The sequence below is a fragment of the Enterococcus sulfureus ATCC 49903 genome (assembly GCF_000407605.1).
Lineage (GTDB): Bacteria > Bacillota > Bacilli > Lactobacillales > Enterococcaceae > Enterococcus_G > Enterococcus_G sulfureus.
Genome location: NZ_ASWO01000001.1, coordinates 630,709 through 653,421, shown reverse-complemented (window position 1 = coordinate 653,421; position 22,713 = coordinate 630,709). Strand labels below are relative to the sequence as shown.

The 22,713-nt window shown below is 33.8% G+C and carries 30 protein-coding genes and 2 riboswitches; of the genes, 24 read left to right on the top strand and 6 right to left on the bottom strand.

Translation table 11 applies throughout. The features are described from left to right. Positions 1-352 precede the first annotated feature (352 nt). A complete protein-coding gene (locus tag I573_RS03000) occupies positions 353-718 on the bottom strand; it encodes a PepSY domain-containing protein (protein ID WP_016185101.1) in 366 nt (121 codons plus the stop codon). A 164-nt stretch (positions 719-882) separates the two neighbouring features. Here I573_RS03000 and pepA point away from each other — a divergent pair, with 164 nt between their 5' ends. The 11 genes from pepA (at position 883) to I573_RS02950 (ending at position 8,485) form a co-directional block, all read left to right on the top strand. Further along, the gene (pepA, locus tag I573_RS02995; protein ID WP_035020452.1) at positions 883-1,959 is read left to right on the top strand and encodes a glutamyl aminopeptidase; all 1,077 of its coding nucleotides are present in this window, start codon (positions 883-885) and stop codon (positions 1,957-1,959) included. Positions 1,960-1,974: 15 nt separating this feature from the next. Next, positions 1,975-2,292, top strand: coding sequence for a thioredoxin family protein (locus I573_RS02990; RefSeq protein WP_016185099.1), 318 nt, complete (start codon positions 1,975-1,977; stop codon positions 2,290-2,292). Between the two features lie 15 nt (positions 2,293-2,307). Then, the gene (locus tag I573_RS02985; protein ID WP_016185098.1) at positions 2,308-2,757 is read left to right on the top strand and encodes a universal stress protein; all 450 of its coding nucleotides are present in this window, start codon (positions 2,308-2,310) and stop codon (positions 2,755-2,757) included. 119 nt (positions 2,758-2,876) lie between these two features. Beyond that, positions 2,877-3,488 carry a YtpR family tRNA-binding protein gene (gene ytpR, locus I573_RS02980; protein ID WP_016185097.1) on the top strand — a complete coding sequence of 204 codons (612 nt, stop codon included), beginning with the start codon at positions 2,877-2,879 and terminating at the stop codon, positions 3,486-3,488. 45 nt (positions 3,489-3,533) lie between these two features. Beyond that, a riboswitch (TPP riboswitch) is annotated at positions 3,534-3,631 on the top strand. Positions 3,632-3,694: 63 nt separating this feature from the next. Continuing rightward, a riboswitch (TPP riboswitch) is annotated at positions 3,695-3,792 on the top strand. Positions 3,793-3,812: 20 nt separating this feature from the next. Then, a complete protein-coding gene (locus tag I573_RS02975; RefSeq protein WP_016185096.1) occupies positions 3,813-4,448 on the top strand; it encodes a thiaminase II/PqqC family protein in 636 nt (211 codons plus the stop codon). Beyond that, positions 4,445-5,194 (top strand): hydroxyethylthiazole kinase, encoded by a 750-nt coding sequence (thiM, locus tag I573_RS02970; RefSeq protein ID WP_016185095.1) that lies wholly within the window; start codon positions 4,445-4,447, stop codon positions 5,192-5,194. Before I573_RS02975 ends, thiM begins: the two co-directional genes overlap by 4 nt. Continuing rightward, positions 5,191-6,012, top strand: coding sequence for a bifunctional hydroxymethylpyrimidine kinase/phosphomethylpyrimidine kinase (gene thiD / locus I573_RS02965; protein ID WP_016185094.1), 822 nt, complete (start codon positions 5,191-5,193; stop codon positions 6,010-6,012). Before thiM ends, thiD begins: the two co-directional genes overlap by 4 nt. Continuing rightward, positions 5,993-6,610 (top strand): thiamine phosphate synthase, encoded by a 618-nt coding sequence (thiE, locus tag I573_RS02960; RefSeq protein ID WP_016185093.1) that lies wholly within the window; start codon positions 5,993-5,995, stop codon positions 6,608-6,610. Before thiD ends, thiE begins: the two co-directional genes overlap by 20 nt. A gap of 5 nt (positions 6,611-6,615) precedes the next feature. Further along, the gene (locus I573_RS02955; RefSeq protein ID WP_016185092.1) at positions 6,616-6,999 is read left to right on the top strand and encodes a VOC family protein; all 384 of its coding nucleotides are present in this window, start codon (positions 6,616-6,618) and stop codon (positions 6,997-6,999) included. Between the two features lie 135 nt (positions 7,000-7,134). Continuing rightward, complete coding sequence (locus I573_RS11500) at positions 7,135-7,308, top strand: hypothetical protein (protein WP_016185091.1); 174 nt, start codon at positions 7,135-7,137, stop codon at positions 7,306-7,308. A gap of 10 nt (positions 7,309-7,318) precedes the next feature. Beyond that, positions 7,319-8,485, top strand: coding sequence for an MFS transporter (locus I573_RS02950; protein WP_016185090.1), 1,167 nt, complete (start codon positions 7,319-7,321; stop codon positions 8,483-8,485). A gap of 38 nt (positions 8,486-8,523) precedes the next feature. Here the strand turns inward: I573_RS02950 and I573_RS02945 are convergent, their stop codons facing one another. Beyond that, positions 8,524-9,825, bottom strand: coding sequence for a S1C family serine protease (locus tag I573_RS02945; RefSeq protein ID WP_016185089.1), 1,302 nt, complete (start codon positions 9,823-9,825; stop codon positions 8,524-8,526). A gap of 293 nt (positions 9,826-10,118) precedes the next feature. On the opposite strand from I573_RS02945, the gene rlmH reads away from it, so the two are divergent. The 4 genes from rlmH (at position 10,119) to I573_RS02930 (ending at position 12,799) form a co-directional block, all read left to right on the top strand. After that, entirely contained in the window at positions 10,119-10,598 is a 480-nt protein-coding gene (gene rlmH, locus I573_RS02940) for a 23S rRNA (pseudouridine(1915)-N(3))-methyltransferase RlmH (RefSeq protein ID WP_016185088.1), read from the top strand. 90 nt (positions 10,599-10,688) lie between these two features. After that, positions 10,689-11,960 (top strand): hypothetical protein, encoded by a 1,272-nt coding sequence (locus I573_RS02935; protein WP_016185087.1) that lies wholly within the window; start codon positions 10,689-10,691, stop codon positions 11,958-11,960. Between the two features lie 191 nt (positions 11,961-12,151). Further along, positions 12,152-12,298, top strand: a complete 147-nt coding sequence (locus I573_RS11495) for a hypothetical protein (protein ID WP_016185086.1) — start codon at positions 12,152-12,154, stop codon at positions 12,296-12,298. 72 nt (positions 12,299-12,370) lie between these two features. Continuing rightward, the gene (locus I573_RS02930; RefSeq protein WP_035020408.1) at positions 12,371-12,799 is read left to right on the top strand and encodes a hypothetical protein; all 429 of its coding nucleotides are present in this window, start codon (positions 12,371-12,373) and stop codon (positions 12,797-12,799) included. A 774-nt stretch (positions 12,800-13,573) separates the two neighbouring features. Here I573_RS02930 and I573_RS02920 read toward each other — a convergent pair. Beyond that, entirely contained in the window at positions 13,574-14,452 is an 879-nt protein-coding gene (locus I573_RS02920) for a MurR/RpiR family transcriptional regulator (protein ID WP_016185084.1), read from the bottom strand. 298 nt (positions 14,453-14,750) lie between these two features. Here I573_RS02920 and I573_RS02915 point away from each other — a divergent pair, with 298 nt between their 5' ends. Both I573_RS02915 and I573_RS02910 read left to right on the top strand, forming a co-directional pair. After that, a complete protein-coding gene (locus tag I573_RS02915; protein WP_016185083.1) occupies positions 14,751-15,722 on the top strand; it encodes a Gfo/Idh/MocA family protein in 972 nt (323 codons plus the stop codon). A 40-nt stretch (positions 15,723-15,762) separates the two neighbouring features. Beyond that, positions 15,763-16,788 (top strand): Gfo/Idh/MocA family oxidoreductase, encoded by a 1,026-nt coding sequence (locus tag I573_RS02910; protein ID WP_016185082.1) that lies wholly within the window; start codon positions 15,763-15,765, stop codon positions 16,786-16,788. A gap of 89 nt (positions 16,789-16,877) precedes the next feature. On the opposite strand, the gene I573_RS02905 is transcribed toward I573_RS02910, so the two are convergent. Further along, positions 16,878-17,753, bottom strand: coding sequence for a MurR/RpiR family transcriptional regulator (locus I573_RS02905; protein WP_016185081.1), 876 nt, complete (start codon positions 17,751-17,753; stop codon positions 16,878-16,880). A 153-nt stretch (positions 17,754-17,906) separates the two neighbouring features. On the opposite strand from I573_RS02905, the gene I573_RS02900 reads away from it, so the two are divergent. From I573_RS02900 to I573_RS02875, 6 genes are all read left to right on the top strand, one after another. Further along, positions 17,907-18,296: a hypothetical protein gene (locus I573_RS02900; RefSeq protein ID WP_016185080.1), complete on the top strand. Its 390-nt coding sequence runs from the start codon at positions 17,907-17,909 to the stop codon at positions 18,294-18,296. A gap of 37 nt (positions 18,297-18,333) precedes the next feature. Further along, positions 18,334-18,897 (top strand): sugar O-acetyltransferase, encoded by a 564-nt coding sequence (locus tag I573_RS02895; protein WP_016185079.1) that lies wholly within the window; start codon positions 18,334-18,336, stop codon positions 18,895-18,897. After that, on the top strand, positions 18,887-19,273 hold the full coding sequence (locus I573_RS11620) for an SDR family NAD(P)-dependent oxidoreductase (RefSeq protein WP_281168750.1): 387 nt from the start codon (positions 18,887-18,889) through the stop codon (positions 19,271-19,273). Before I573_RS02895 ends, I573_RS11620 begins: the two co-directional genes overlap by 11 nt. After that, positions 19,234-19,761 (top strand): SDR family NAD(P)-dependent oxidoreductase, encoded by a 528-nt coding sequence (locus I573_RS11615; RefSeq protein WP_016185077.1) that lies wholly within the window; start codon positions 19,234-19,236, stop codon positions 19,759-19,761. Before I573_RS11620 ends, I573_RS11615 begins: the two co-directional genes overlap by 40 nt. Before the next feature lie 300 nt (positions 19,762-20,061). Beyond that, positions 20,062-20,493: a LytTR family DNA-binding domain-containing protein gene (locus I573_RS02880; RefSeq protein WP_016185076.1), complete on the top strand. Its 432-nt coding sequence runs from the start codon at positions 20,062-20,064 to the stop codon at positions 20,491-20,493. Further along, entirely contained in the window at positions 20,490-20,945 is a 456-nt protein-coding gene (locus tag I573_RS02875) for a DUF3021 domain-containing protein (RefSeq protein ID WP_016185075.1), read from the top strand. The genes I573_RS02880 and I573_RS02875 overlap by 4 nt, the downstream gene beginning before the upstream one ends. Positions 20,946-21,326: 381 nt before the next feature. Here the strand turns inward: I573_RS02875 and I573_RS02865 are convergent, their stop codons facing one another. Beyond that, positions 21,327-21,662, bottom strand: a complete 336-nt coding sequence (locus I573_RS02865) for a hypothetical protein (RefSeq protein WP_016185074.1) — start codon at positions 21,660-21,662, stop codon at positions 21,327-21,329. 91 nt (positions 21,663-21,753) lie between these two features. Then, on the bottom strand, positions 21,754-22,149 hold the full coding sequence (locus I573_RS02860) for a DUF805 domain-containing protein (RefSeq protein ID WP_016185073.1): 396 nt from the start codon (positions 22,147-22,149) through the stop codon (positions 21,754-21,756). A gap of 224 nt (positions 22,150-22,373) precedes the next feature. On the opposite strand from I573_RS02860, the gene I573_RS11610 reads away from it, so the two are divergent. Then, complete coding sequence (locus I573_RS11610; protein ID WP_281168749.1) at positions 22,374-22,508, top strand: hypothetical protein; 135 nt, start codon at positions 22,374-22,376, stop codon at positions 22,506-22,508. Positions 22,509-22,713 lie beyond the last annotated feature (205 nt).

Sequence of the window (22,713 nt, the reverse complement as noted above, 5' to 3'; positions counted from 1 at the left end):
GCAATAACTTCCGCAAGTAAGTAATAATAACTGTAATCTTTTCCCAATGAATTAATAATAGTTATGATATAGAAAATTATGAGTAAGAGGTAAGAAAAGAAAAAATCTTATTTTACAATTTCGGCATGTTTGCTTATTGAGAGTAATTGATGAAATTTTTCCCAAGTTATTAGGGAAGAGATAAAATTTCTGATAGAATTACGGAGTTTAATAGAGATATAGGAACAGTATTAAAGAGAAATTTTAATTAAAAAAAGCACATATTAGTTAGATCGTTTAGCGAAATAAAAAAAGTGGACAATGATGTTCTGACCCTTATTTTTGGGCCAAGACATTCATTGTCCGCTTTTTTTTAAAATCCAACTAAAATATCTGGACTGACTTCGGTTACTTCACGTTTGATTTCAAGTACCGTACCTGTTTTAGCATCTGCTAAAAATTCATAAGAGACTAATTGATCGTCTTCAAAACGAGTGATTCCACCAGCGTAACTATCGACCTTGATTGCAAATTTTTGATACGGTTTGCTTTCATATTCGATAAACGATCCTTCGATTGATCCTTCTTTTAAGAATGCCTTTTTGATTTTTGCTAAGACATCATCAGCTGCTAAATGTTTCTTTTTTTGATACCAGATGCTTGCAACGATCCCAGTTGCAAGTCCAATTCCAGCTCCGATAGCTAATCCTTTAAGTAAAGGTGTTTGTTCTTGATTCATACAAGTCCTCCTTGAGTAAAGTAGTGACGTTTCTTGTATTTTACCATATCTAAAAAAAAGTAACAGGTTTCAAACCATGAGCCCTTTCAAGAAAAGTAATTTGCGTTATAATAAGACAAAAGCCAATTTAAAAGGAGGCGATGATTGGCTCGACCAATCAAATTATGGAAGAACAAACATTTCAACGCATTAAAACCTTAACGGAATTACAGGGAACGAGCGGATTCGAACACGATATCCGGGCCTATATGAAACAAGAAATGACACCACTTGTCGATGAGATCCAGCAAGATGGATTAGGTGGGATCTTTGGGATTCGTCACAATCAAGATGCCAATGCACCACGTATCATGGTGGCTTCACATATGGACGAGGTCGGTTTTTTATTAACACAAATCACCGATCGAGGATTATTTAAAGTCACTCCTTTAGGCGGCTGGAATCCTTATGTCGTTTCAGCACAACGATTTACATTAAAAACAATCAAAGGGGATTATCCTTGTATTTCATCATCGGTTCCACCACATTTATTACGTGGAGCAACTGGTCAAAAAGCAATTGAAGTAACGGATATTTTATTTGATGCGGGATTTGATTCACGCGATGAAGCACTTGAATATGGTGTACGTCCGGGTGATACGATCGTGCCTGTAGCGGAAACGATTAAAACCGCGAATGGCAAAAATATTATTTCAAAAGCTTGGGACAATCGCTACGGTTGTACAGTCGTATTGGAAGCGTTGGAAGCTTTAAAAAATGACACGTTACCGAATACGCTGATTGCTGGAGCGAATGTACAAGAAGAAGTTGGATTACGTGGATCGAAAGCCTCGGTCACAAAATTCAAACCAGAACTCTTTTTTGCGGTCGATTGTTCGCCAGCAGATGACACGATCACTCGAAATGGGACTTTTGGTCATTTAGGCGAAGGAACATTACTGCGAATCTTTGATCCGGGCTTGATCATGCTGCCAAAAATGAAAGAATTTTTACTGGATATGGCTTCAACTTACGATATTCCGTATCAATACTTCGTCTCAAAAGGTGGTACCGATGCAGGTGCAGCTCATACAGCAAACGAAGGGATCCCAAGTAGTGTTATTGGCGTTCCTGGACGTTATATCCATACACACCAAACGTTGTTTAGCATCAAAGATTACGAAGCAGCCCGTGAAATGGTTATCCAAGTTATCAAAAATTTAGACCGTGCGACTGTGGATACGATCGTAGCTGGACAATAGAAAGAAGGAAGAAACATGATTAAACCAAAAAGTTTAGAAGAATTAGCAGGATATGTAGAACAAGGCCAAAATATCTTTTTCTTTACGGCTGACTGGTGTGGCGATTGTCGCTTTATTAAACCCGCGATGCCAGAAATCGATGCAGAATTTCCAGAGTGGAATATTATCGAAGTCGATCGCGATGAGTTTATCGATGTCGCTAGCCAGTGGTCGATTTTAGGAATCCCAAGTTTTGTGATCATTAAAGATGGCAAAGAACTAGGTCGTTTAGTGAATAAAGATCGTAAAACAAAAGAAGAAATCACAACGTTTATCAACAATACAATCAACTAAGAAAAGGTGAGGAAGATGGAACAAAAGTATCATACGATTTTAGTCGGAATCGATGGATCAAAACATGCAGAAGAAGCGTTCAAAAAAGCAATTGAGATCGCACGTCGTAATCATGGAAAAGTCATAGCCGTAAACGTAGTCGATCAACCTGTTGCCTCTTATATGGGCTATTCTAGTATTGGAGAATCAGAACTTTATCAAGAAGAAGAGATGAGTAGTGTGTTATTGAATGAATTAAAAGAACACGCAAAACGCGTCGACTTTCATGATTTAGATGCGATTATCGCTTATGGCTCTCCAAAAGAAGAATTAGCGAAAAACTTACCGCATGAATACAAAATCGATTTGATCATGGTAGGTCAATCGGGTAAACATGCAACAGAACGGTTTATGATGGGAAGCGTGGCAAGCTATGTGACCCGAACGGCCCCTTGTGACGTTTTAGTCGTAAGTCGTGATGAATAACGATAGGTGCTCTCTGTAATAGAGAGCATTTTTTTATTAAAAAATTAGCATCAAACGAGAACTCCACTCAAAAGTTTGGTAAGATATGAAACGAAGAGAAGAATTAAGGAGGAAGTACAATGATTTTTGCATATAATAAAGAGCATGTCAGTGACACATTACTAACGATTTTAGAAGACGATAAAGGCATGGAACAACAAACAGAACGTAAAGGCAATATCGCAAAACTAACAACAGAAGATGGTCGTATTATCGGTTGGAACTTCTTTGAGGTATCTGAAAAATTAACGATCGATGAACGTGGACAAGTTTACTTGACGGATGATCAAATCGCGGTATTAAATACGTGGTTACAAGAAGAAGGATTCACAGAACAATTAACTCCAGATCACGAACCAAAATTTGTCGTAGGTTTTGTGAAGGAATGTGTGCCTCATGAAGATAGTGATCATTTATCGATTACAAAAATCGAAATCGATAACGGTAAAGAACTACAAATCGTTTGTGGTGCACCAAATATCCGTCAAGGGCTAAAAGTAGTTGTCGCTAAACCAGGCGCGATGATGCCCGATGGATTATTGATTTGGCCAGGCGAGTTACGTGGTGTAGAAAGTTTTGGTATGGTGTGTTCGGCAAAAGAATTACACTTAGCCGATGCACCGAAAAAACGTGGAATCTTAGAATTACCACAAGATGCTGTTGTGGGTGAAGCATTTCCAGTTGGAAAATAGACACCTTGTACTTTTGTTTGAAATATAGTATGTTATACATTAGTAAAATCATTGCGGGGGGACTTTTATAGTTGAGAAGGTTAAAACCTGACCCTTAGAACCTGACAGTTAACACTGACGTAGGGAGCAGAAGTTTGAATCACTCAGTTACTTAGAGAAAACTTTGCGCTCTCCATTTGTTGATGGAGAGCTTTTTTTTCGCAATTTTTTTATTACGGGGGGACTTTTATAGTTGAGAAGGTTAAAACCTGACCCTTAGAACCTGGCAGTTAAGACTGGCGTAGGGAGTAATCGCTTGCGTCTTCCAAATCAAGGAGGAAAATTATGTTTTATTCATTGGCCATATCCCATGTCCACACACCGTATCAAATGTGCATCACGCATCCGTTTGTCACACAATTAAAAGCGTCCACTTTACCGAAAATAACGTTTGCGTATTACATTCAACAAGATCAAGAATACTTAAAGCATTATGTGATTTGCTTGCGTAAATGGCAATTGATGGTACCAAAAGAATACCAGTCATTTATCGAGGAGATGATCCAAGAAGTCGAAACCAAAGAAGTGCCGTTTCAACGACGTGCCCTAAGTGAACTTCCCCAAGTAGAATACGTTCCTGATCAAATTACGATACGCTATATTGAGCATTTATACGCTAGCTTAGCTACAAAAAATCATGCCTATATCTATGCTTCTTTGTTAGCTTGTCCATTTATTTATCAAAAAATCGCTCAAGATATCGAGTTAGAGTCGATTCAAGAACCATTATATAAAGAGTGGTTCAGCTTATATCAAACTACAGATACTAAACAAATCCAAGAGATGCAAGAAGTGCGATTGGCAGAATTTTGTCAGCTTGAAGAGTGTACGTTAGACAGTTGTGTCCCGTATTTTATGCAAAGTATGATCGATGAAGCATTATTTTTTGCGATGCCTTTGTATCAGGAGGTCGTCGCATGAGCTTAAAGTTAATTTCTACTAAACATCCGTTGATTCATTGTTTGACGAATCAAGTCGTCATGACGCAAACTGCCAATGCTTTACTCGCAGTGGGCGCCTCACCGATCATGACAGATGAACCATTAGAGAGCAAAGAGATTACAAGTTTAGCCCAAGGTATTTTAGTCAATATTGGCACGATGACGACGCTTACCCAACAAGCGATGACGATAGCTATTGAGACGGCCAATCAAAAACAAATTCCTATCGTACTCGATCCAGTAGGGGTGGGGGCGAGTGCCTTTCGTTTTTCTTTTGTAGATGCGTGCTTGACCCAAAATAATATTACAGTATTGCGCTGTAACCAAGGAGAACTGGCAACGATCGCTCGTGAGCCTTGGATAACAAAAGGTGTCGATAGTGGCAAAGGCGATGTTGATTGTGAAACGATCGCAAAACGCGTCGCCACAGACTATCACTGTATCGTAGTCGTAACTGGAAAAGAAGATATCGTGACTGATGGAAAGCGGGTTGAAATCGTTCGAGGTGGTCATGATCAGATCACACGAGTTACTGGTACAGGTTGTATGTTAGGTGCCTTATTATCAGCGGGTATCGCCAGTGTATCAAAAGAGCATTATGTCGATAGTTGTGTGGCCATCTGTCAAGAATACAAACAACTGGCGACAAAATTAACGGATGGCTTAGGACATTTTCCAGCTCAAATCATCACAAATTTAGCTCAACTTACGGAGGTAGGACAATGATTGCTTGTGCATGTACGATTGCAGGATCAGATAGTGGTGGAGGTGCAGGAATCCAAGCCGATCTTAAAACGTTCCAAGGAGCAGGAGTCTATGGAACTTCTGTCATTACAGCTGTGACGGCACAAAATACAGTAGGTGTATACCAAATCGAAGCGTTGACACCTACGATAATCTCGGCTCAACTAAACGCGATCCAAGCTGATTTTCCCATCCAAGCCTATAAGACGGGGATGTTATTTGATGCAACGATTATCAAACAAGTTGCTAAACAGTTAGATACACAAAATATGCCGATCGTGGTAGATCCCGTAATGATTGCGAAAGGTGGCGCGAGTTTGTTACAACTAGAAGCAATCGAAGCACTGAAAACAAACTTATTGCCGATTGCGACCATCTGTACTCCAAATCTTCCAGAAGCAGAAATCATTAGCGGAATCGAGATTACCGATGACCAGAGTTTGCAACAAGCAGCCAAAAAAATACTCGAGTTAGGTGTCCAAACAGTCATTATGAAAGGTGGTCATGCTACTGGAACACAAGCGAGTGATACGGTATTTTCAGTCAATGAATCACCGTATCGTTTGAGTACGCCACGTTATGAAACAAAGCATACGCATGGGACTGGCTGTACGTTTTCAGCTGCAATCACCGCACATTTAGCTCAAGGAATGTCTGTAAAACCTGCGATTATCGAAGCTAAAAAATTTATTGATCGTGCAATTTTCGATTCTTTGAATTTGGGTCATGGACATGGACCGACCAATCACTTTGCGTATAAAAAGAGTGGAGGTGTCGTCGATGTCCAGTTACTTAGCTAATTATTTAGTCTTTGGAACACAAGATTGCATACATCATGAACCTCTCACGCTTTTAGAGCAAGCGTTACAAGCTGGAATCACGTGTGTACAATTACGTGAAAAAGGTCCGAAATCGTTACAAGAAAATAAACGAATAGAATTTGCGAAAGAATGCCAAGCACTTTGCCAACAGTATCAAGTCCCTTTTTTTGTAAATGACGACCTAGCATTAGCAATAGCAGTAAATGCAGACGGCATTCATGTCGGTCAAGAGGATATCTCGGTGGAACAGATTCGCAAGCACGCTCCTAAATTATTGATCGGACTTTCCGTTCATACCAAAGCACAAGTTGAACGTGCAATTAAACAAAAAGTTGACTATGTAGGGATTGGCCCAATCTATGAAACGACGACAAAAAAAGATGGGATCCAAAGTTCGCCAGATTTTTTAAAAGAAATCTGCCAACAGTATTCTCAGTTACCCGTAGTTGCGATCGGTGGAATCGATGGTGAAAACCAACATGCATTACGCCAAATGGGAGCAAGCGGAATCGCTGTTGTTTCTGCGATCACCAAGCAATATGATATAGTTAGTGCAGTCAATCAAATCAAGGAGTGAAGCAAATGGATATTCAAACTGTTACTTACATGGCAAACGATTATGATGAGGCAATCGCTTATTTTACACAAAAATGGGATTTTGTGCTGTTACAAGACGAAGTGCAAGTCGAGTATGATCGAAGATTTATTTTACTAGCCCCAACGAAACAGGCCACGATGAAATTATTGATCAAACAAGCCAAAACACCAGATGAAAAAGCATTGGTTGGTCGTCAAGCAGGCGAGGATGTTTTTTTATTTTTACAAACGAATGATTTTGATGCAGAGTATGCTCGTTTAAAAGAAAAAGGTGTAATCTTTTTAAAAGAGCCAGAAGTCAAACCCTATGGCACAGTAACGATCATTGAAGATCTCTACGGCAATAAGTGGGATTTTATCGGGAATTAAGCAAAGGCAGTGATCCTATGTCGATCACTGCCTTTTTGTGGATGCTTTTTAAGCATAATCATAATGAAAAAGAAGTATTGGCGTCCCATTCTTTTTTTACAGATAATAAATGTAAAGAAGAACGGAGGCAAGAATATGGAATGTGTAAAACTTTTACAACGGTATCAATCATTATTTACATTGCAACACTACTGTACACCGCAAGAATATCATAAACTAATCAAACAGTATCAAGAACATATAAGTGTAGATCTACTCAAACAACAACTAATTAAGAAACAACTAGCTAAGGGAAATTGGGATGATTAGGAGAAAAAATATGGAGAATAAGAAACTATCCTTATTTGCTTTATTAACTGCAGCACTAGTCATCGCTTCAGCTCCTGCTATTTCTGCAAATATTCCAGCAATTGAAACTACTTTTCCAACTATTCATCGCGAATGGATCAATTTATTTACGACTATTCCGGCTTTATTTATTATTATCGGAATCTTTTGTTCGATTACTATAGAACGTTGGTTTGGTGTGAAACGAACTATTTTAGTTGGTCTTTTTTTAGTTGCTTTTTTTGGAACTATTCCTGTTTGGTATAGTGGATCATTTTATGTATTATTTCTGTCACGTTGTGTGTTAGGTCTAGGTATTGGCTTGTTCAACCGTTTAATCATTCAAACGATTAGCTCTCTAACACGTGGAGATACTAAACTAAAAGCACGTTATTTAGGACTAGAAAGTGCATTTGAAGGTCTAGGTGGTATTTTGATGACATTATCTGTAGGTAGGTTGGTTAAGATTTCTTGGCAATTATCCTTTTTAGTTTACGCGCTAGCTATAGTTGGCTTTTTCGGGATTTTGATTTACTTTAAGGAACCAACGACTCTCGATGAGCTACAAGTGGTCACTAGACTAACAAAAGTTCCAAAGGATTTGAAGAGAAAAATGATAGGTTTAACGATCCTTTTATTTATGATCGTTAGTTTATTTATTGTATTTAATTTGCAAGTCACTGCATTACTAATCGAAAAAAGAATCGGCCAAGCCACACAAGGAAGTGACTTGATTGCTTGTATTTCAGTTGGAGCTTTTCTAGCAGGAAATTTATTTGGAAAAACCTATCATATGATTCACGCAAAAGTATTACCACTTGCGACGCTTGTATCTGGTCTAACACTTATTTGGATTAGCCAAACTTCTTCGCTACTACTTGTGATGATATTGTCAGGTGTGTTAGGCTTTTCTTTTCGTCATATCATTCCGTTTTTTAATCATTTATTTACATCAAAAGGAGATGCAGAAACTAGGTATGGGACGATCTTGATTATTATGGCTTATAATCTTGGTACAACTGCATCACCATTTATTGTTAAATTATTGAGTATGCTACATATCGAGAAAGCTTCTATGATACTCATGATTTCCGGAGGATGCTTTTTAGCTATTGGACTGTTGATTAGTCTACTTTACTCTCGTATAAAACAACTATAAAAAATAACCACCACTTCTAAATGAGTGGTGGTTATTTTTTATTGACCGGGCATCATATTGTTTGAATTTGAATTGCTATTGGATTGGTTTAAGATCGATTGATCGACACTTAATTCCACGGTAACTGTTTTTTCTTGATCGCCACGATAGAAGGTGATTTCCATTGTATCGCCGACTGTTTTTTTATAGAGAGCTGCACGTAATTCTGTTGTATTTGAGATCTCTTGGCCATCGATTTTTGTGATCACATCATATTTTTCAAGACCAGCTTTTTCAGCAGGTGTTCCGTTGGCTACACTTAAAATAACTACACCACTTTTTACTGAGCTTGGCACTTTTAGGACTTGTTCTTGTTGCTCAGAAGAAATCGAGCTTAGGTCATACATCGATACCCCTAAAGCAGGACGGCTGATCTTACCATTTTTCTCTAATTGGTTGATGACCGTTACCACGTCGTTACTTGGAATCGCAAAGCCCATTCCTTCTACGCTAACACCACTAGTCGTACCAGAACTTGCAATTTTACTTGAGTTGATCCCGATAACTTGGCCTTTGATGTTGATCAATGGACCACCAGAGTTTCCTGGATTGATCGCCGCATCGGTTTGAATCGCATTGATATTGACTTCTTGACCTTCATCATTTGTACTGGTTACTTGACGGTTTAATGAAGAGATGATCCCTTCTGTTACAGAGTTTGCGTATTCAGAACCTAATGGAGAACCAATCGCGATTGCAGGTTCACCGACTTTAAGGCTTGCAGAATCACCGAAATCTGCGACCGTAGTCACTTTATCTGAATCGATTTTTAATACGGCTAAATCTGTGTAAGCATCTGTTCCAACAAGTTCAGCTTTGACTTTTGTTCCATCAGCTAATAATACTTCTAGTTCACTTTGCCCTTCGACTACGTGATTATTGGTCACGATATAGGCAGTTTTTCCATCTTTTTTGTAGATGACACCACTACCTTCACTGGCAGTCTCAAGATTGCTTTCATCAGTAGAACCAGAGTTATTCCCATTTTGATTATTATTACCAAATAGACCATTGTATTGATCGTTTAAATTATTTGATTGTAAATTGATGATCGACACTACAGCACCTTGGACTTTTTCCACAGCTTGTGTCACATCACTGGTTACATTGTATTTTACGTTACTTACGTTTGTACTACCCGAATTATTTGTCGCAGTATTCGTCACCGTAGTCGAGTTAGAAGAATTTGAACCTGTTGCAAGATATAATCCGCCAAAGCTTAATGCACCACCGATTACACCACTTAGTAAACCGATACCAACTTTTTGGATCATGGATGATTTTTTTGGTTGTTGTTCCATCTATAAAGTCCTCCCATCTATTGATCTTATCAATAGTATAATCTTATTCATTACGTTTAGTCTACTTTAAGAGTTTGAACAAAATATGAAGAACTTGGGATCAAAGACTGTGAAACAATTGAATAATTTACGAAAAATTCCACAAAGTATGTAAAAAATTAGAAGAGTTATCCACAAATTGTGGATAACTCTTTTTAGGCTGTGGATACAAACATTCGTTCTATTTTTTATACAAAATCAGACGAAAAAAAATCGTGTATAATAAAGTTGAAACTATCAAAGGAGAGCTTAATATGAATATCAAAATTATTACTGTCGGAAAATTAAAAGAAAAATATTTAGTCGCAGGAATCCAAGAATATACGAAACGTCTAAAAAGTTATTGTAAAATCGATTTGATCGAAGTACCAGACGAAAAAGCACCAGAAAATTTAAGCGAAGCCGAAATGCTCCAAGTCAAAGAAAAAGAAGGTGAACGCATCTTAGCTAAAGTCAAAGAACAAGAGTATGTCTACGCGTTAGCGATCAATGGACAAAATCCTTCGAGTGAAGCTTTTGCCAAACAACTCGATCAACTTGCGATTCAAGGCAAAAGTAACCTCGTCTTTATCATTGGAGGATCATTGGGACTAAGCGATACCGTGTTAAAACGCAGCCAAGCACAGATCTCATTTGGAAAAATGACGTATCCACATCAATTGATGCGCTTGATTCTAGTCGAACAGATCTACCGCGCGTTTCGCATCAATAAAAACGAACCGTATCATAAATGATGCGGTTTTTTGGTATAATTAACATTGATATTATAAATTGAAATAGATATCACTATTTTTGTGGAAGGTATCTATTAAGGAGAAAATTATATGGTAATTATGCTTGTGCCTATGCTAGTTATAATAATAGGAATTTTATTGATTTTATTATTACGTAAAGATAATAAAAGAGAAAATTTAACTGGACAGATTGAAAAAGCAACTGAACATAAACTGTCGAAAAGAGATGAAACAAAAAAAGAAGAGTTTACTATCAATATTGAGAAATTATCTCAAACTTATAAATTAGAAGAGGACAAATTGATAGAGGTAAAGGATAGTCAATTATTAACTCGTATTAATATGCTGATTCCTGGACTAATTAACGCAGGAACAGCTACATCTAATATAGTGGGAGCACTGCAAACTAGTGGTGACACTTTATATAGAGCAATTATTCCTGATGGAGCTACATTGGCAAATTCTAGTTCTTTATCTGGTGCAAAACGAGGAATATTTCATGGTGCAAATGGGATTAAAGGACATGCTAATTTAGAAGCAGTTGATTCATCAAACGGTATGATGCTATCGGCTAATTCGATAGCAGGAGTTATGGCTATCGCTTCAGTGATAGTTGGACAATATTATATGACACAGATAAATAATCAATTAGATGGAATCCAATCTAGTTTAGATAAAATTTTAACTATAGAAAATAATAAATATCGTAGCTCGATTATTAGTTTAGTGACTCAAATAAAAGTATTGACTGATTTTAAAATGGAAAACATAGAAAATGAAGAGCTACGTAAATCATCAATAGCTAAACTTATTCTTTTGGAAAGTGACTGTACAAAAAATCTAGCTCGAGCCAATCTAGAAATCGATGGAATCATTAATGCGGAAGTTTCGAATTATGAAGAGTACGAAAAGCAAGTATTAGACATTCAAAAATGGTACGACTATCAAAAAATACTATTAAAAATGTTATCGACTATATCAGAATTGCAATACACTTTAAACTTAGGAGTTAAAACTAGGGAACAATCTGAGGCCTTGTACAAAATATATGCTGATCAATCTAAGGAATTAAATAATAAGCTACAAAGTTGGCATGACAATGCAATAGAAAGATTATATATCGATATTTCTAAAAGTAGAAGAGAACGCGAGGGAATAGATAAGGTATTTCATTATATTCCGGGCATGATAAACAAAGAGTTAAATTATGTAGAAGTTTCAAGTGAATTAGTTCAATCCATTCAAAATCAGAAATCTAACGAAGATAGTCAATATATGGATCATTCAGATTACTATAATCAAGATGTCCAATTAATATCTAAAGAAGGAAAAGTTTATTATTTGCCATCGAATAAAATTTAAAATGAAGATAATTTTCCAATAGTTAACGAACTATTATTAAGTGTCAAAAACGCAATGAGTATTATTATCCTTATAAAAGATGGTCACAAATTATCAGAAATTAGGAGAATATCAAAAAATGGATATCTTCAATAAATTTTTTTACGCTAGAGAAGATAAACAGTTATAGTTTTAGAATAGGAGAAAATAAAATGGATAATGATGATGTTAGTTTTTGGGAGTTATTGATCGGAGGAACCTTAGCTACTGCAGCTATTTATGGATGGATTAAATACGACAGTAAAAAAACTAAAGAAAGAAAAAATAAGCCTATTAAATATTCAAAAGGCTTTGATTAAGAAGTTTTCAAAAAGATATGCATAGAATCTACCAAAGGAATTAAAAGATTACAAATTACTGAAATTAATGGTTTGGAAATCAAGTGCAATGTAAAATCAAATAGTGGTCTATCAGATTGGAATTTCTCAGGAGACTTTTATGACCATGGTAATTTAACCGGGAAATATTGGATATATTCTGATAATAATGATTCGACTATTCCAAAAGTATTTATGGATAATATCGCAACTAGAATGCAAAAAATTCTTTCAAAAAATTGGGTATCTCTATCAAAAGCCTCTTCAGAAATGATAGATAACCAGTTATTGGATGTTAAAAGTTCATTTGAACAATCTGGCTTTATTAATATCAGAGAGGAAGCTACTAAAAAACCTTTTTATGCACTTTTTGCTAAAAAAGGTATTGTTTATAGAGTGAGTATAAATGGTGTTGAGAATTTTGATAAAGGTAGCATATTTCACCCAGAGTCAGAAGTATGTATTTACTTTTATGAGATATAAAAGGGTGTGACAGAAGCCTGTAATATCCAAAAAAACTGAATAAACGGTTTGAGGAAAGATAAGAGGAAACACTAATCTAAATTTGAAATGTCTATTAGATGGTCTATTTCTTTTTATTCTTAATTTTGTTGTATTCTATAAAAATAAAATAAATGTATAGAATCAAACATACAAGTGAAAACCGAAATAATACTGTCTCTTTTTGAGAAGAAAAAATACTGTATACAAATAGTCCTAAGAAAATCCAAAACGTCTTAAATATAAAAATAAGCAGTCTTAATGATTAAGATTGCTTATCAACTAAAAATTTTCACAAAAAGGTTAAAATATATGTGATTTTAAGCAAGAAACAACTCCAAATTAATGTTTGAATTTTTTCGTAAATTCACTCCAAGAAACAGAAATTTGCGATCTGTATGTCAGGCCAGTTTCACGTTTAACTCGTATCATATTTCCTAATTGCATAGCGAAAATTCCATAGAAAAAATACGCACCAATCACAACTATAACAAGAGATAAAGTTAACCATAGAGTACTCATTACAATCACTCCTTTATAATCCAATATACAGTAATGTCAAATAGAGTGTCTGGATAACGCTTTTCTTTATTTAAATAATACAGCAAATTTGCTGTATTGAGTAGTAATATCTAAATTTCTTTCAAAAATATAAAGAGAAAATTATTAATGTGGCAAAAGATATTTCATCTATATATTATATCCATGAAGACCAATCATTCTCATGAGTGATTGGTCTATTTTTATAGTTAATAATTAATTGTTTTTCTCATATTTATGAGACAAAGTTCCTTTGTTTAACAGCTCGTTTTTTTCTGTTAAATCTATTAAATGTTTCGTATAATTCCGTGAATAAATCAGTGAAAAAAGTGTGTCCAGTAAATACTCAAAAGAAATTTGAGAAGCAAAGGTACCAATTTTAAAGAAAGAAAGTTCTTCTTGAACGCTGACTAAGCTTACAGTTGCCATTTGTTTCAATCTTGAATTTGTATTTCCAGTTAATACAATAGTTGAAATACCTTGATCGAAAAAATGTTGTATAAATTGATCATAAAATGGAGTCTCACCACTATAAGATAAAAAAATTGCACAATCTTCATCTGTGACATTTGCCGCTATCCAAGACTCATCAGCGTATTCTTCTGCGATAAACGAGAAAATACTGATTTTCATTAACTTATTTTGAAAACTTCTTGCTCGAATTTGTGAGTCTCCTCGAGCAAAGAGAAAAATTTTTTTTGCTTTTAAAATAAGATCTACAGCATCATTGAGTTTTTTTTTTGATAATTGGGCTTGAGTGCGCTTAATCGTATTGATATAAAGATTTGAAATATTTTCTGCAACTTCTAATGAGTCATCGGATTCTTGAAATGGAAAATTAGCATCTATTGTATCCAATGTATGTTGCTTACTGTGAAAGGCTTCTAAAAGCGCTAATTTAAAAGTTTTAAATCCATTATATCCCAGTTTTTTAGCAAATCGTACAATAGAAGAATGGGACATGTGGGTTCGTTCAGCTAATTGTTCAATATTCAGTGTGATGACCGTTTCTAGATGATCGTTGATATAATGAGCTAAATATTTCTCTGTATTGGTAAATCCTTCAAGATTTTTTAATTTATCTAAAATTAACATCAATTATTCCACCTCTTATCCTTTATTACTTTCTATTCTATACGAAAAAGACGATAAAAATCCATTCTAGAAAAGCTAGTTTAGCTAGTACTGATCTTTTTTAGACAAGTGATTCAGGTTCTTTAAGTTTTATAGTCTAATGTGATTGTTGAACAAAATGTTCATAAATTTTCGCTTATGATTTTGTTTAGTGAACAATTTTACCTTAAAGATGAATAAGTATATCTAATCAAATAGTCTAGCAGTATAGTAAATTTACCCCAAAGAATATTAGATATCAGGAATGGAGCAATAAACGATGAAATTAGCTATTTTAGGTGCTGGAATGATTGTAAAAGATTTTTTAATAATGGTAGAGAGTATTCCAGAAATTGAATTAAAAGCAATTATTGGTGTAGAGCAAGATTTAGAGACAATGAAAGAGTTACAAACTAGGTACTCGATTCATGCAATCTATACGGATTTTGATGAGTGTCTAAATAACGAAACAATTGATACTGTGTATATTGCGTTACCGAATCATTTACACTACATATTCGCTAAAAAAGCATTAGAAAAAGATAAAAATGTTATCTGTGAAAAACCGTTCACATTATCGTTAGAAGAATTATCGAAGTTAGAAGAATTGGCTGAAGAAAAAAATGTTATTTTGATTGAAGCTATTACAAATCAATATTTGTCCAATTATAAAATGATTCAAAAAGACTTATCCAATATTGGAGATTTAAAGATTATTGAATGCAATTATTCTCAATATTCTTCTAGATATGATCAATTTAAAAAAGGGATTATATTGCCTGCTTTTGATCCTAAAAAGGGTGGTGGCGCATTGATGGATATCAATATTTATAATATTCATTTTGTTATAGGATTAATGGGTAGACCTTTATCTGTTCAGTATTTAGCTAATATCGAGCATGGTGTAGATACATCAGGAGTTCTAATATTAGATTATGGTACGACTAAAGTTACTTGTATTGGTGCAAAAGATAGTTCGGCTGATATTCGTTCCACGATTCAAGGAACAAACGGTGCTATTGTAGTGAATGGTCCAACAAATATGGTGCGGAGTTATACCAAGCAAGCTCAAACACAAGCTGCAGAGGAATTTAATTATAATGTACATGAGCATCGTATGTATGAAGAATTTAAACAATTTGCAAAAATTATCTTAGAAAATAATCGCGATTTAGCGAGACAACGCATGCAACATTCTAAATTAGTGATGGAAGTCATAGATTTAGCATTGAAAAGTGCCGATCTTCGTTGAAAATGAAAAAATTTATAATATGAAATCTGGAGGAATGAATATGTCAGTACTAACGATTGCTTATATTGGAAATGGGAAAAGTACTAATCGATACCATTTGCCGTTTTCTACAAAACTTAAAGATAAAATTAATGTTAAAACTATTTATGCACCAACAATAAAAAATACATGGAAAAAAGTAGGAGGCATCACGTATACAACAAATATTGAAGATATCTATAGTGATCCAGAAATTCAATTGGTAGTTGTGGCTACTCCAAGTGCAACACATTACAAAATAGGAAAAGAAGTTTTTGAACATGGAAAAAATGTATTGATTGAAAAACCATTTACCGAAACTTCAAGTGAAGCAAAAGAATTATTCGAATTGGCTGAAGCAAAAGGATTATTTGTTCAGTGTTACCAAAATAGACGCTATGATTCAGATTTTTTGACTGTTCAAAAGGTGATTGAGAGTGGTAATTTGGGAGATATTTTAGAGGTTGAAATGCATTATGATTATTTTCGGCCAGAGATACCAGAAAGTGTCGACAAATATTCAATCGATACGAGTTATCTTTATGGTCATGCTTGTCATACGATTGATCAAGTACTTTCTTATTTTGGTCAACCAGATCAGATTCATTATGAAGTACGACAACTTTTAGGAAAAAATCGAATGAATGATTATTTTGATTTAGATTTATTTTATGATCAGATGAAAGTATCAATTAAATCTAGTTATTTTAGAATTAAAGAACGTCCTAGTTTTGTAGTGTATGGTAAAAAAGGTATGTTTATTAAACAGACTAAAGATCGCCAAGAAGAACATCTTAAATTATTTTATATGCCAGATAATGAACATTTTGGTATCGATTTACCTGAACATTATGGAATACTAACTTATCTAGACGAGTACAACGATTACAGAGAAGAAAAAGTAGTTTCTGAAGTTGGAGATTATAGTCGAGTTTATGAGGATGTATACGAAGCGATTATAAATGGAAAAGCAAAAGTAACCACAAATGCAGAAACATTATTACAGATTCAAATTTTAGAAACAGGTATTCAACAAATGAATCAATAACTATTGTAGAGAATTGAAAGTTTAATAGAATTAAAAACACCAAATTTGTATTCATTTAGTTGAATATAAATTTGGTGTTTTTTCTTCGTTCATTCTTTCAATAAAGTATTATTAGAAAAATGATCTTTTTCAATATATTTAGAGGCATCAATTTTTAGGTTTAAATTTTCTTCAAAATTTAGATTAAAAAAACAAGAATAAAGCACATCTAATAAATATTCTATTGAGACATCTGTTGAGTAATTGGAGATTTTTGAAAACATTTTTTCTTTGGTTGCGATTCTTAATACACTGTTGCTGTAATTTATTAAAGTATTACTTCCAATACTAGTAATCAAAATTATTGGAACCTTATTTCTTTGCAGCTGTTTACTAACGTCTATCAACTGAGCTGTTTCACCTGTATAAGAAATAATAATCGCACAAGAATTAGGAGTGGCAAGATAGGCATCGAAAAGGATCTCATTTTGTAATTTATGTATAATCACATCTTTTCGGATTCGTTTCATTTGATGTTGAAACCTATTTGCCAATAATAAATTACTACTAACAGCAAAAATATGAATTTTACTACTTTTTTCAATTATGGTTAATGTTTCTCGCAATTGATCATGAGATAGTAAGGATAATGTTTCAGAAATAGAATCTTTTTCTAAAGTAGCGATATTATTTGCAATCGTCATTAAAGAGTCTTTAGTTGTAAAAGGGGTATTGGCATCAATCAATATATTTGAAGCATTTAAATAATCAATTTCTTTTAAAAATTCTCGTTTCAATTCAGCCCAACCGCTGTAATGTAATTTTTTCGAAATTCTTACAAGTGTAGATTTAGAAGAGAACGATTCTGTTGCAATTTCTTCAATCGTCATATGGGTAATTGCTTCTTTTTTTTCTAAGATATACTCTATAACAGTTCGTTCGCTAGCAGTAAAAGACCCATGTTTCATTCGTTCTTGGATTAACAAAAGTATCAATCCTTTCTGTTTACTTTGAAACGTAGTTTTAAAATATATTATTTTATCTAGTAATATTTTAAAACCCGATTTCTTTTTGATACAAATCGATAAAAAGAAGTATAAATCTTGATAAATTGTTAGTGTAAAGAAGTAATTACGGAGGTGATCATTATAAAAAATCAAACTTCGATTCATTTTTTAACTGAAGAGCATGATAAGGAAATAATTATCGAACTAGTTACGCGTATGACTAAATTACAAACTTGTGATCTGATCATACCTCAGATTGAGAATAAGAAAACAGTGATTCAAAATACTGGTGATATCCTTTTAGTTAGCTTGAGTTTTATTACGAAAATTGAATTTTTAAATAGTTTATCTTCGCAGTATACATATATTAATTTTATCCATCCGAGGGCTTTAAGTCAATTTGATGAGAGTAAATTATTGATGCAGGTTATCGCGTTATCTAAGTCTGTTTCACTAAATGAAATAAGTAAAACATCAAGAAATGGATGGAGATTTTTTGACTATTATCAGGAATTAAAATAGATACTTATTAGATACAATTACGTTAGGAGTATTAAAAATGACAGAACTTGAGAAATTACAAAATAATTTGCCATATAATTTTAAAGATTCAGAGCTTGAAATGATTAAATTCAACGCAACAAAAAAATGTCATTTTTTGAATTCATTGGATATATTCGAAACGACATTGCGGCAACGAGCTATTTCTGATCTATTTGGAACAACAGGAGAGAATGTAACTGTACTTCCTGATTTTAATTGTGATAATGGAAAAAATATTCATGTAGGCAAAGAATTTTTAATGAATTATAACGGAACTATCTTAGATGTTGCAAAGGTCGAGATAGGCGATTATGTGATGATTGGTCCAAATACGTTAATTTCAACGGTTAATCATCCACTATCGCCAAAGATGCGTCGGCAAAATTTAGCCACTGCTACACCTGTAAAAATAGGAAACGATGTTTGGATAGGTGCCAATGTTACAATTTTACCAGGTGTCACAATTGGTAGTAATGTCGTCATTGCAGCTGGCGCAGTTGTAACTAAAGATGTAGCTGATAATTGTGTCATTGGTGGGGTTCCAGCTAAATTAATCAAAGCGATTGAGAATGATTTATAGATTAAAAGGAGAAAATGTAGAAATTATGGTAGATGTCATTAAAAAAGATTATGTAGCAGTGATAACTGGAGCGGGAGCTGGTATTGGCGCGACAGCTGCAAAACATTTTTCAGATGCTGGTATGCGTTTAGTTTTAGTAGATACTAACTTAAAATATTTAAAACAAGTAGCTCACACACTTTCAACGGAATATAGATTGATTGAAGGAAGTGTAGCGGATGCAATAACCATCCAAAAAATGTATGATGTTGCATTTGAAGCGTTTGGACAAGTAAATCTTCTGTTTAATAATGCAGGTATAAGTATACCTACTAGCCCTTGGGATCAATTAGATAATTGGTCGGATATGATGGAAGTGAATTTTTTTTTATATTAAAGATACAACATAAATTCGTTCCAACATTGCTTAAGCAAAATTCACCTTCTGCTATTGTGAACTTGGGTTCTAAAGAAGGGATTACAACACCACCTGGCAATGTTGGTTACTCTGTATCAAAAGCAGCAATTAAAGTATTAACTGAGCAGCTCGCACATGAATTAAGAGAAATTTCAAATCATCAAGTGACAGCGCATTTATTAGTTCCGGGGTACACTTGGACACCTATGAATTTTCCGAATGCAGATTTTAGTCAACCAAATCAAAAACCAGATGCTCCGTGGTCTACAAAAGAGTTAATGCATTTTTTTGAGAAGTCACTACTAAATGATGATTTTTATATTGTAGGACTTGATAACGAAGTAACAGCTGAAATAGATGAGCGAAGAATGGAATGGAGCATAGGTGATATTATCAATAATAGACCAGCACTTTCTAGATGGCATAGAAAATATAAGGATGAATTTAATGAATTTTTATCTCAGTAAGTCATGAGAGAAACTCTTGAAATTAATTTTAGTAAAGTAATTTGGAATAGACATAAATAATATATTTATTCCATAATACACTCAACAAAATATAAGAAATCAGTATAAAGACCAATCATTCTAAATGAGTGATTGGTCTGTTTTTGTGTCCATATTACGAATGGTTATAATTAAATTAAATCAAAAAAGCCATTTAATAAAACAAGTTCTACCAGTTATCCTTTCGTATTCGACCACCTATCTATAATCTATAGATTTTTAATCGCTATTTCGTTATGCTTTTTCTAAGGAGGGGAAGTCATGAAGGTAAATTTTATCCAAAATAAAGAGTTAGAACCTGATGTCATGATTTTACAAGCGAGTAAAAAAGATGAAACGATTGAATCGATTATTTATGATATCGAATCAAGAATTGCTGCGATTGAATGTCTACTAGATGGAAAAAAACAGTTACAATCGATCGAATCATTCAGCCGATTTGTTTCAGCTGAGAAAAAAGTCTTTGGCTATAAGAAAGACAATGAATTTATAATCAAACATCGACTATATACACTAGAAGAAATACTACCAAATCAATTTATCCGTATATCGAATACAGAAATTATTAATCGTTATGCAATTTCAAATTTAGAACTAACACCAACTGGAATTATTTTGATCCACTTAAAAAATGGCATCCAAACGAGTTCCTCTAGACGCTATATCAAAAAAATTAAGGAGAAATTACTATGAGTAAAAAAATTATTCGACACGCTATCGCAGGGTTTCCAATTGGAATTATAATTGGCTTGATTTTATCAATTATCTTTAGCTATGCTTACGGGTTAACAGAATATTTTCCAGCACCCCCAAGATTCATGGATCAATTTGATTCTTCTTTGAATGCGTTTGTGAGTTCAATTTTTATCTGGGCATTAATTGGAGCGGTATTTTCTAGTACGAGTTTGATTTTTACCGAGACAGATTGGAGTATTACCAAAATGTCTATCGTACATTTTCTAGTAACCTATAGTTTATTTTTTCCATTATCTTTAGTAGCAAGATGGTATCCTTTATCGATTGTAGGTGTTTTGATTTTTACACTTTACTATATCTTAGTCTATATCATCATGTGGACCATATTTATGATTAAAGCAAAAAGCGATATTAAAAAAATTAATCGTCAACTAAATTCTAGTATTTAACAAAGAAAGGTTGAGTTTATTTTATGGGTATAGTAAACGGTTCTAGCAAAAATTTATTTGAATTTTGCTAAAACCGTTTTAAATTATAAGTTATTTTTTTATTGAGATATTACTTTTTAGTAAATGCATCAAAACTTACTTATTGTTCCGTTTTTCAAAAACGATTAGTATACTTTCTTGTAATAAGACGAATAGAGATAGGACGACTATGAGTTTAAAAAAAGTAATCATAAAGGGCAGATCAAACATCATTTTAAACCAACAAATACCTAAAATTAGCAAAATGACTAGCTTTTCTATAAATAGTATTCTTCGCTTTAATTTCCATTTCTTATTTGCATCTATCATAATCACCTTCTCTAGAAATTGGCTACGGATTAACTAAGCACTATGAGTCGCTTTAACGTAAAAGATAATCAAGGTGATAAGTAAAGAAAATAGAACAACGAAAAAAAGAATCAGATCTTCTAGTTTTTCTTGATTCAGATGTAATTTCTTTTTTTCAGATTGAAAAGTGGGATTTGCCACTTTTGTATGGTAATCGACAACGTTCCCAAAAAAAGAATCTGAAGGTAGTAAGAAAATTAAAAGGACACCATATACGACGATCAAAGAAATAAAGATGGAAGAAGCAAAGAAAAGATTGGATAGGACACTGATGACGATTGGGATAAGGATAAGTAGTAGGGATGTGATAAATACTTTTTTTCGTTTCATATCATAGAACCTCCTTTTATAAGATGACGATCACTTATTTTCTTATATAAAAAAACGAACTTTTTAATTCAAAAAAGCTCGTTTTTTTTGATTAAATTTGCGATTGATTACGAGGCCATCTCGTATCTGATTTGCTTGGTAAAATCAATGTAATCAAGATGATCAAGTTTCCAAACAAAGGAATAAGGTAAAATAATACCCACCAGTTACTATGGTTACGGTCATGGAATCGTCTTGCTCTAACTGTAAAATTAGCCAGCCAAATCAAAAAACTCAAAACTAAAAACAGAATACTCACAAGATTTAGTTCTTTGATCACTTTAGTTCCATCTGGCATAAAATCAATATATTTATACGTCTGTGTAAGGGTTGTATATAAAAACAAGACAAAATAGTTGATCAACTGTGGCCACCAATACTGTGCTCGTGTTGCGGATGCATTCATTACGGTAATATTATTCCAATATTCTTTATACGCTTTAATCATAAACAAATTACCCCTCTCTAAATTGTTTTATAAATTAAAATTACTGAAAAGCGGAGCATTTGTCAATTATTCCTAGTGAATGAAATTGAAAGTTAAAGACCAATCATTCATATGAATGATTGGTCTGTTTTTGATTATTTAGTTTAAAACGTACTCGTAAAACACGCAATTGTCGAATCCTTTTTGATTATGTGTCAAAAGGGATGATGGGTGAATCTGAATTTATGGCAAAATCTGCGCAAGCTGCTGCGACCGTCGTAGCACTCAGCGATTTTCGTTGTTTGGAACTTCCATATGCTAGAAATGAAGACAAGCTGAAACAAAATCCAACCTTTATGACCAAAGTTGCCGAAAGTTAGGCCTTTAAGTTGATCAATACGAGTCATGACAAACTGGGTTGAGTTATTGTGCCACGTCGCACGTTTGATCAAACGGATGCTCGATCAAGGTGGGTTATTCAAAAAGGAAGAAGGGGATAAGATAATTTCAGAATAGCGCAAAATTTTTAAACTATAAAAAGAAATAGTCTATTTTTTAGACCATATTTTTTATAATTTAGTCTAT

Coding starts and splice junctions, on each gene's coding strand:
- I573_RS02895 (WP_016185079.1), top strand. CDS start 18,334: ATGACAGAACTTGAGAAATTACAAAATAATTTGCCATATAATTTTAAA.
- I573_RS02875 (WP_016185075.1), top strand. CDS start 20,490: ATGAGTAAAAAAATTATTCGACACGCTATCGCAGGGTTTCCAATTGGA.
- ytpR (WP_016185097.1), top strand. CDS start 2,877: ATGATTTTTGCATATAATAAAGAGCATGTCAGTGACACATTACTAACG.
- I573_RS02990 (WP_016185099.1), top strand. CDS start 1,975: ATGATTAAACCAAAAAGTTTAGAAGAATTAGCAGGATATGTAGAACAA.
- I573_RS02975 (WP_016185096.1), top strand. CDS start 3,813: ATGTTTTATTCATTGGCCATATCCCATGTCCACACACCGTATCAAATG.
- I573_RS02915 (WP_016185083.1), top strand. CDS start 14,751: ATGAAATTAGCTATTTTAGGTGCTGGAATGATTGTAAAAGATTTTTTA.
- I573_RS03000 (WP_016185101.1), bottom strand. CDS start 718: ATGAATCAAGAACAAACACCTTTACTTAAAGGATTAGCTATCGGAGCT.
- pepA (WP_035020452.1), top strand. CDS start 883: ATGGAAGAACAAACATTTCAACGCATTAAAACCTTAACGGAATTACAG.
- I573_RS02920 (WP_016185084.1), bottom strand. CDS start 14,452: ATGTTAATTTTAGATAAATTAAAAAATCTTGAAGGATTTACCAATACA.
- thiD (WP_016185094.1), top strand. CDS start 5,191: ATGATTGCTTGTGCATGTACGATTGCAGGATCAGATAGTGGTGGAGGT.
- I573_RS02910 (WP_016185082.1), top strand. CDS start 15,763: ATGTCAGTACTAACGATTGCTTATATTGGAAATGGGAAAAGTACTAAT.
- I573_RS02860 (WP_016185073.1), bottom strand. CDS start 22,149: ATGATTAAAGCGTATAAAGAATATTGGAATAATATTACCGTAATGAAT.
- I573_RS11620 (WP_281168750.1), top strand. CDS start 18,887: ATGATTTATAGATTAAAAGGAGAAAATGTAGAAATTATGGTAGATGTC.
- I573_RS11495 (WP_016185086.1), top strand. CDS start 12,152: ATGGATAATGATGATGTTAGTTTTTGGGAGTTATTGATCGGAGGAACC.
- I573_RS02985 (WP_016185098.1), top strand. CDS start 2,308: ATGGAACAAAAGTATCATACGATTTTAGTCGGAATCGATGGATCAAAA.
- I573_RS02945 (WP_016185089.1), bottom strand. CDS start 9,825: ATGGAACAACAACCAAAAAAATCATCCATGATCCAAAAAGTTGGTATC.
- I573_RS02935 (WP_016185087.1), top strand. CDS start 10,689: ATGGTAATTATGCTTGTGCCTATGCTAGTTATAATAATAGGAATTTTA.
- I573_RS02950 (WP_016185090.1), top strand. CDS start 7,319: ATGGAGAATAAGAAACTATCCTTATTTGCTTTATTAACTGCAGCACTA.
- I573_RS11610 (WP_281168749.1), top strand. CDS start 22,374: ATGGCAAAATCTGCGCAAGCTGCTGCGACCGTCGTAGCACTCAGCGAT.
- I573_RS02865 (WP_016185074.1), bottom strand. CDS start 21,662: ATGAAACGAAAAAAAGTATTTATCACATCCCTACTACTTATCCTTATC.
- rlmH (WP_016185088.1), top strand. CDS start 10,119: ATGAATATCAAAATTATTACTGTCGGAAAATTAAAAGAAAAATATTTA.
- I573_RS11500 (WP_016185091.1), top strand. CDS start 7,135: ATGGAATGTGTAAAACTTTTACAACGGTATCAATCATTATTTACATTG.
- I573_RS02955 (WP_016185092.1), top strand. CDS start 6,616: ATGGATATTCAAACTGTTACTTACATGGCAAACGATTATGATGAGGCA.
- I573_RS02880 (WP_016185076.1), top strand. CDS start 20,062: ATGAAGGTAAATTTTATCCAAAATAAAGAGTTAGAACCTGATGTCATG.
- thiM (WP_016185095.1), top strand. CDS start 4,445: ATGAGCTTAAAGTTAATTTCTACTAAACATCCGTTGATTCATTGTTTG.
- thiE (WP_016185093.1), top strand. CDS start 5,993: ATGTCCAGTTACTTAGCTAATTATTTAGTCTTTGGAACACAAGATTGC.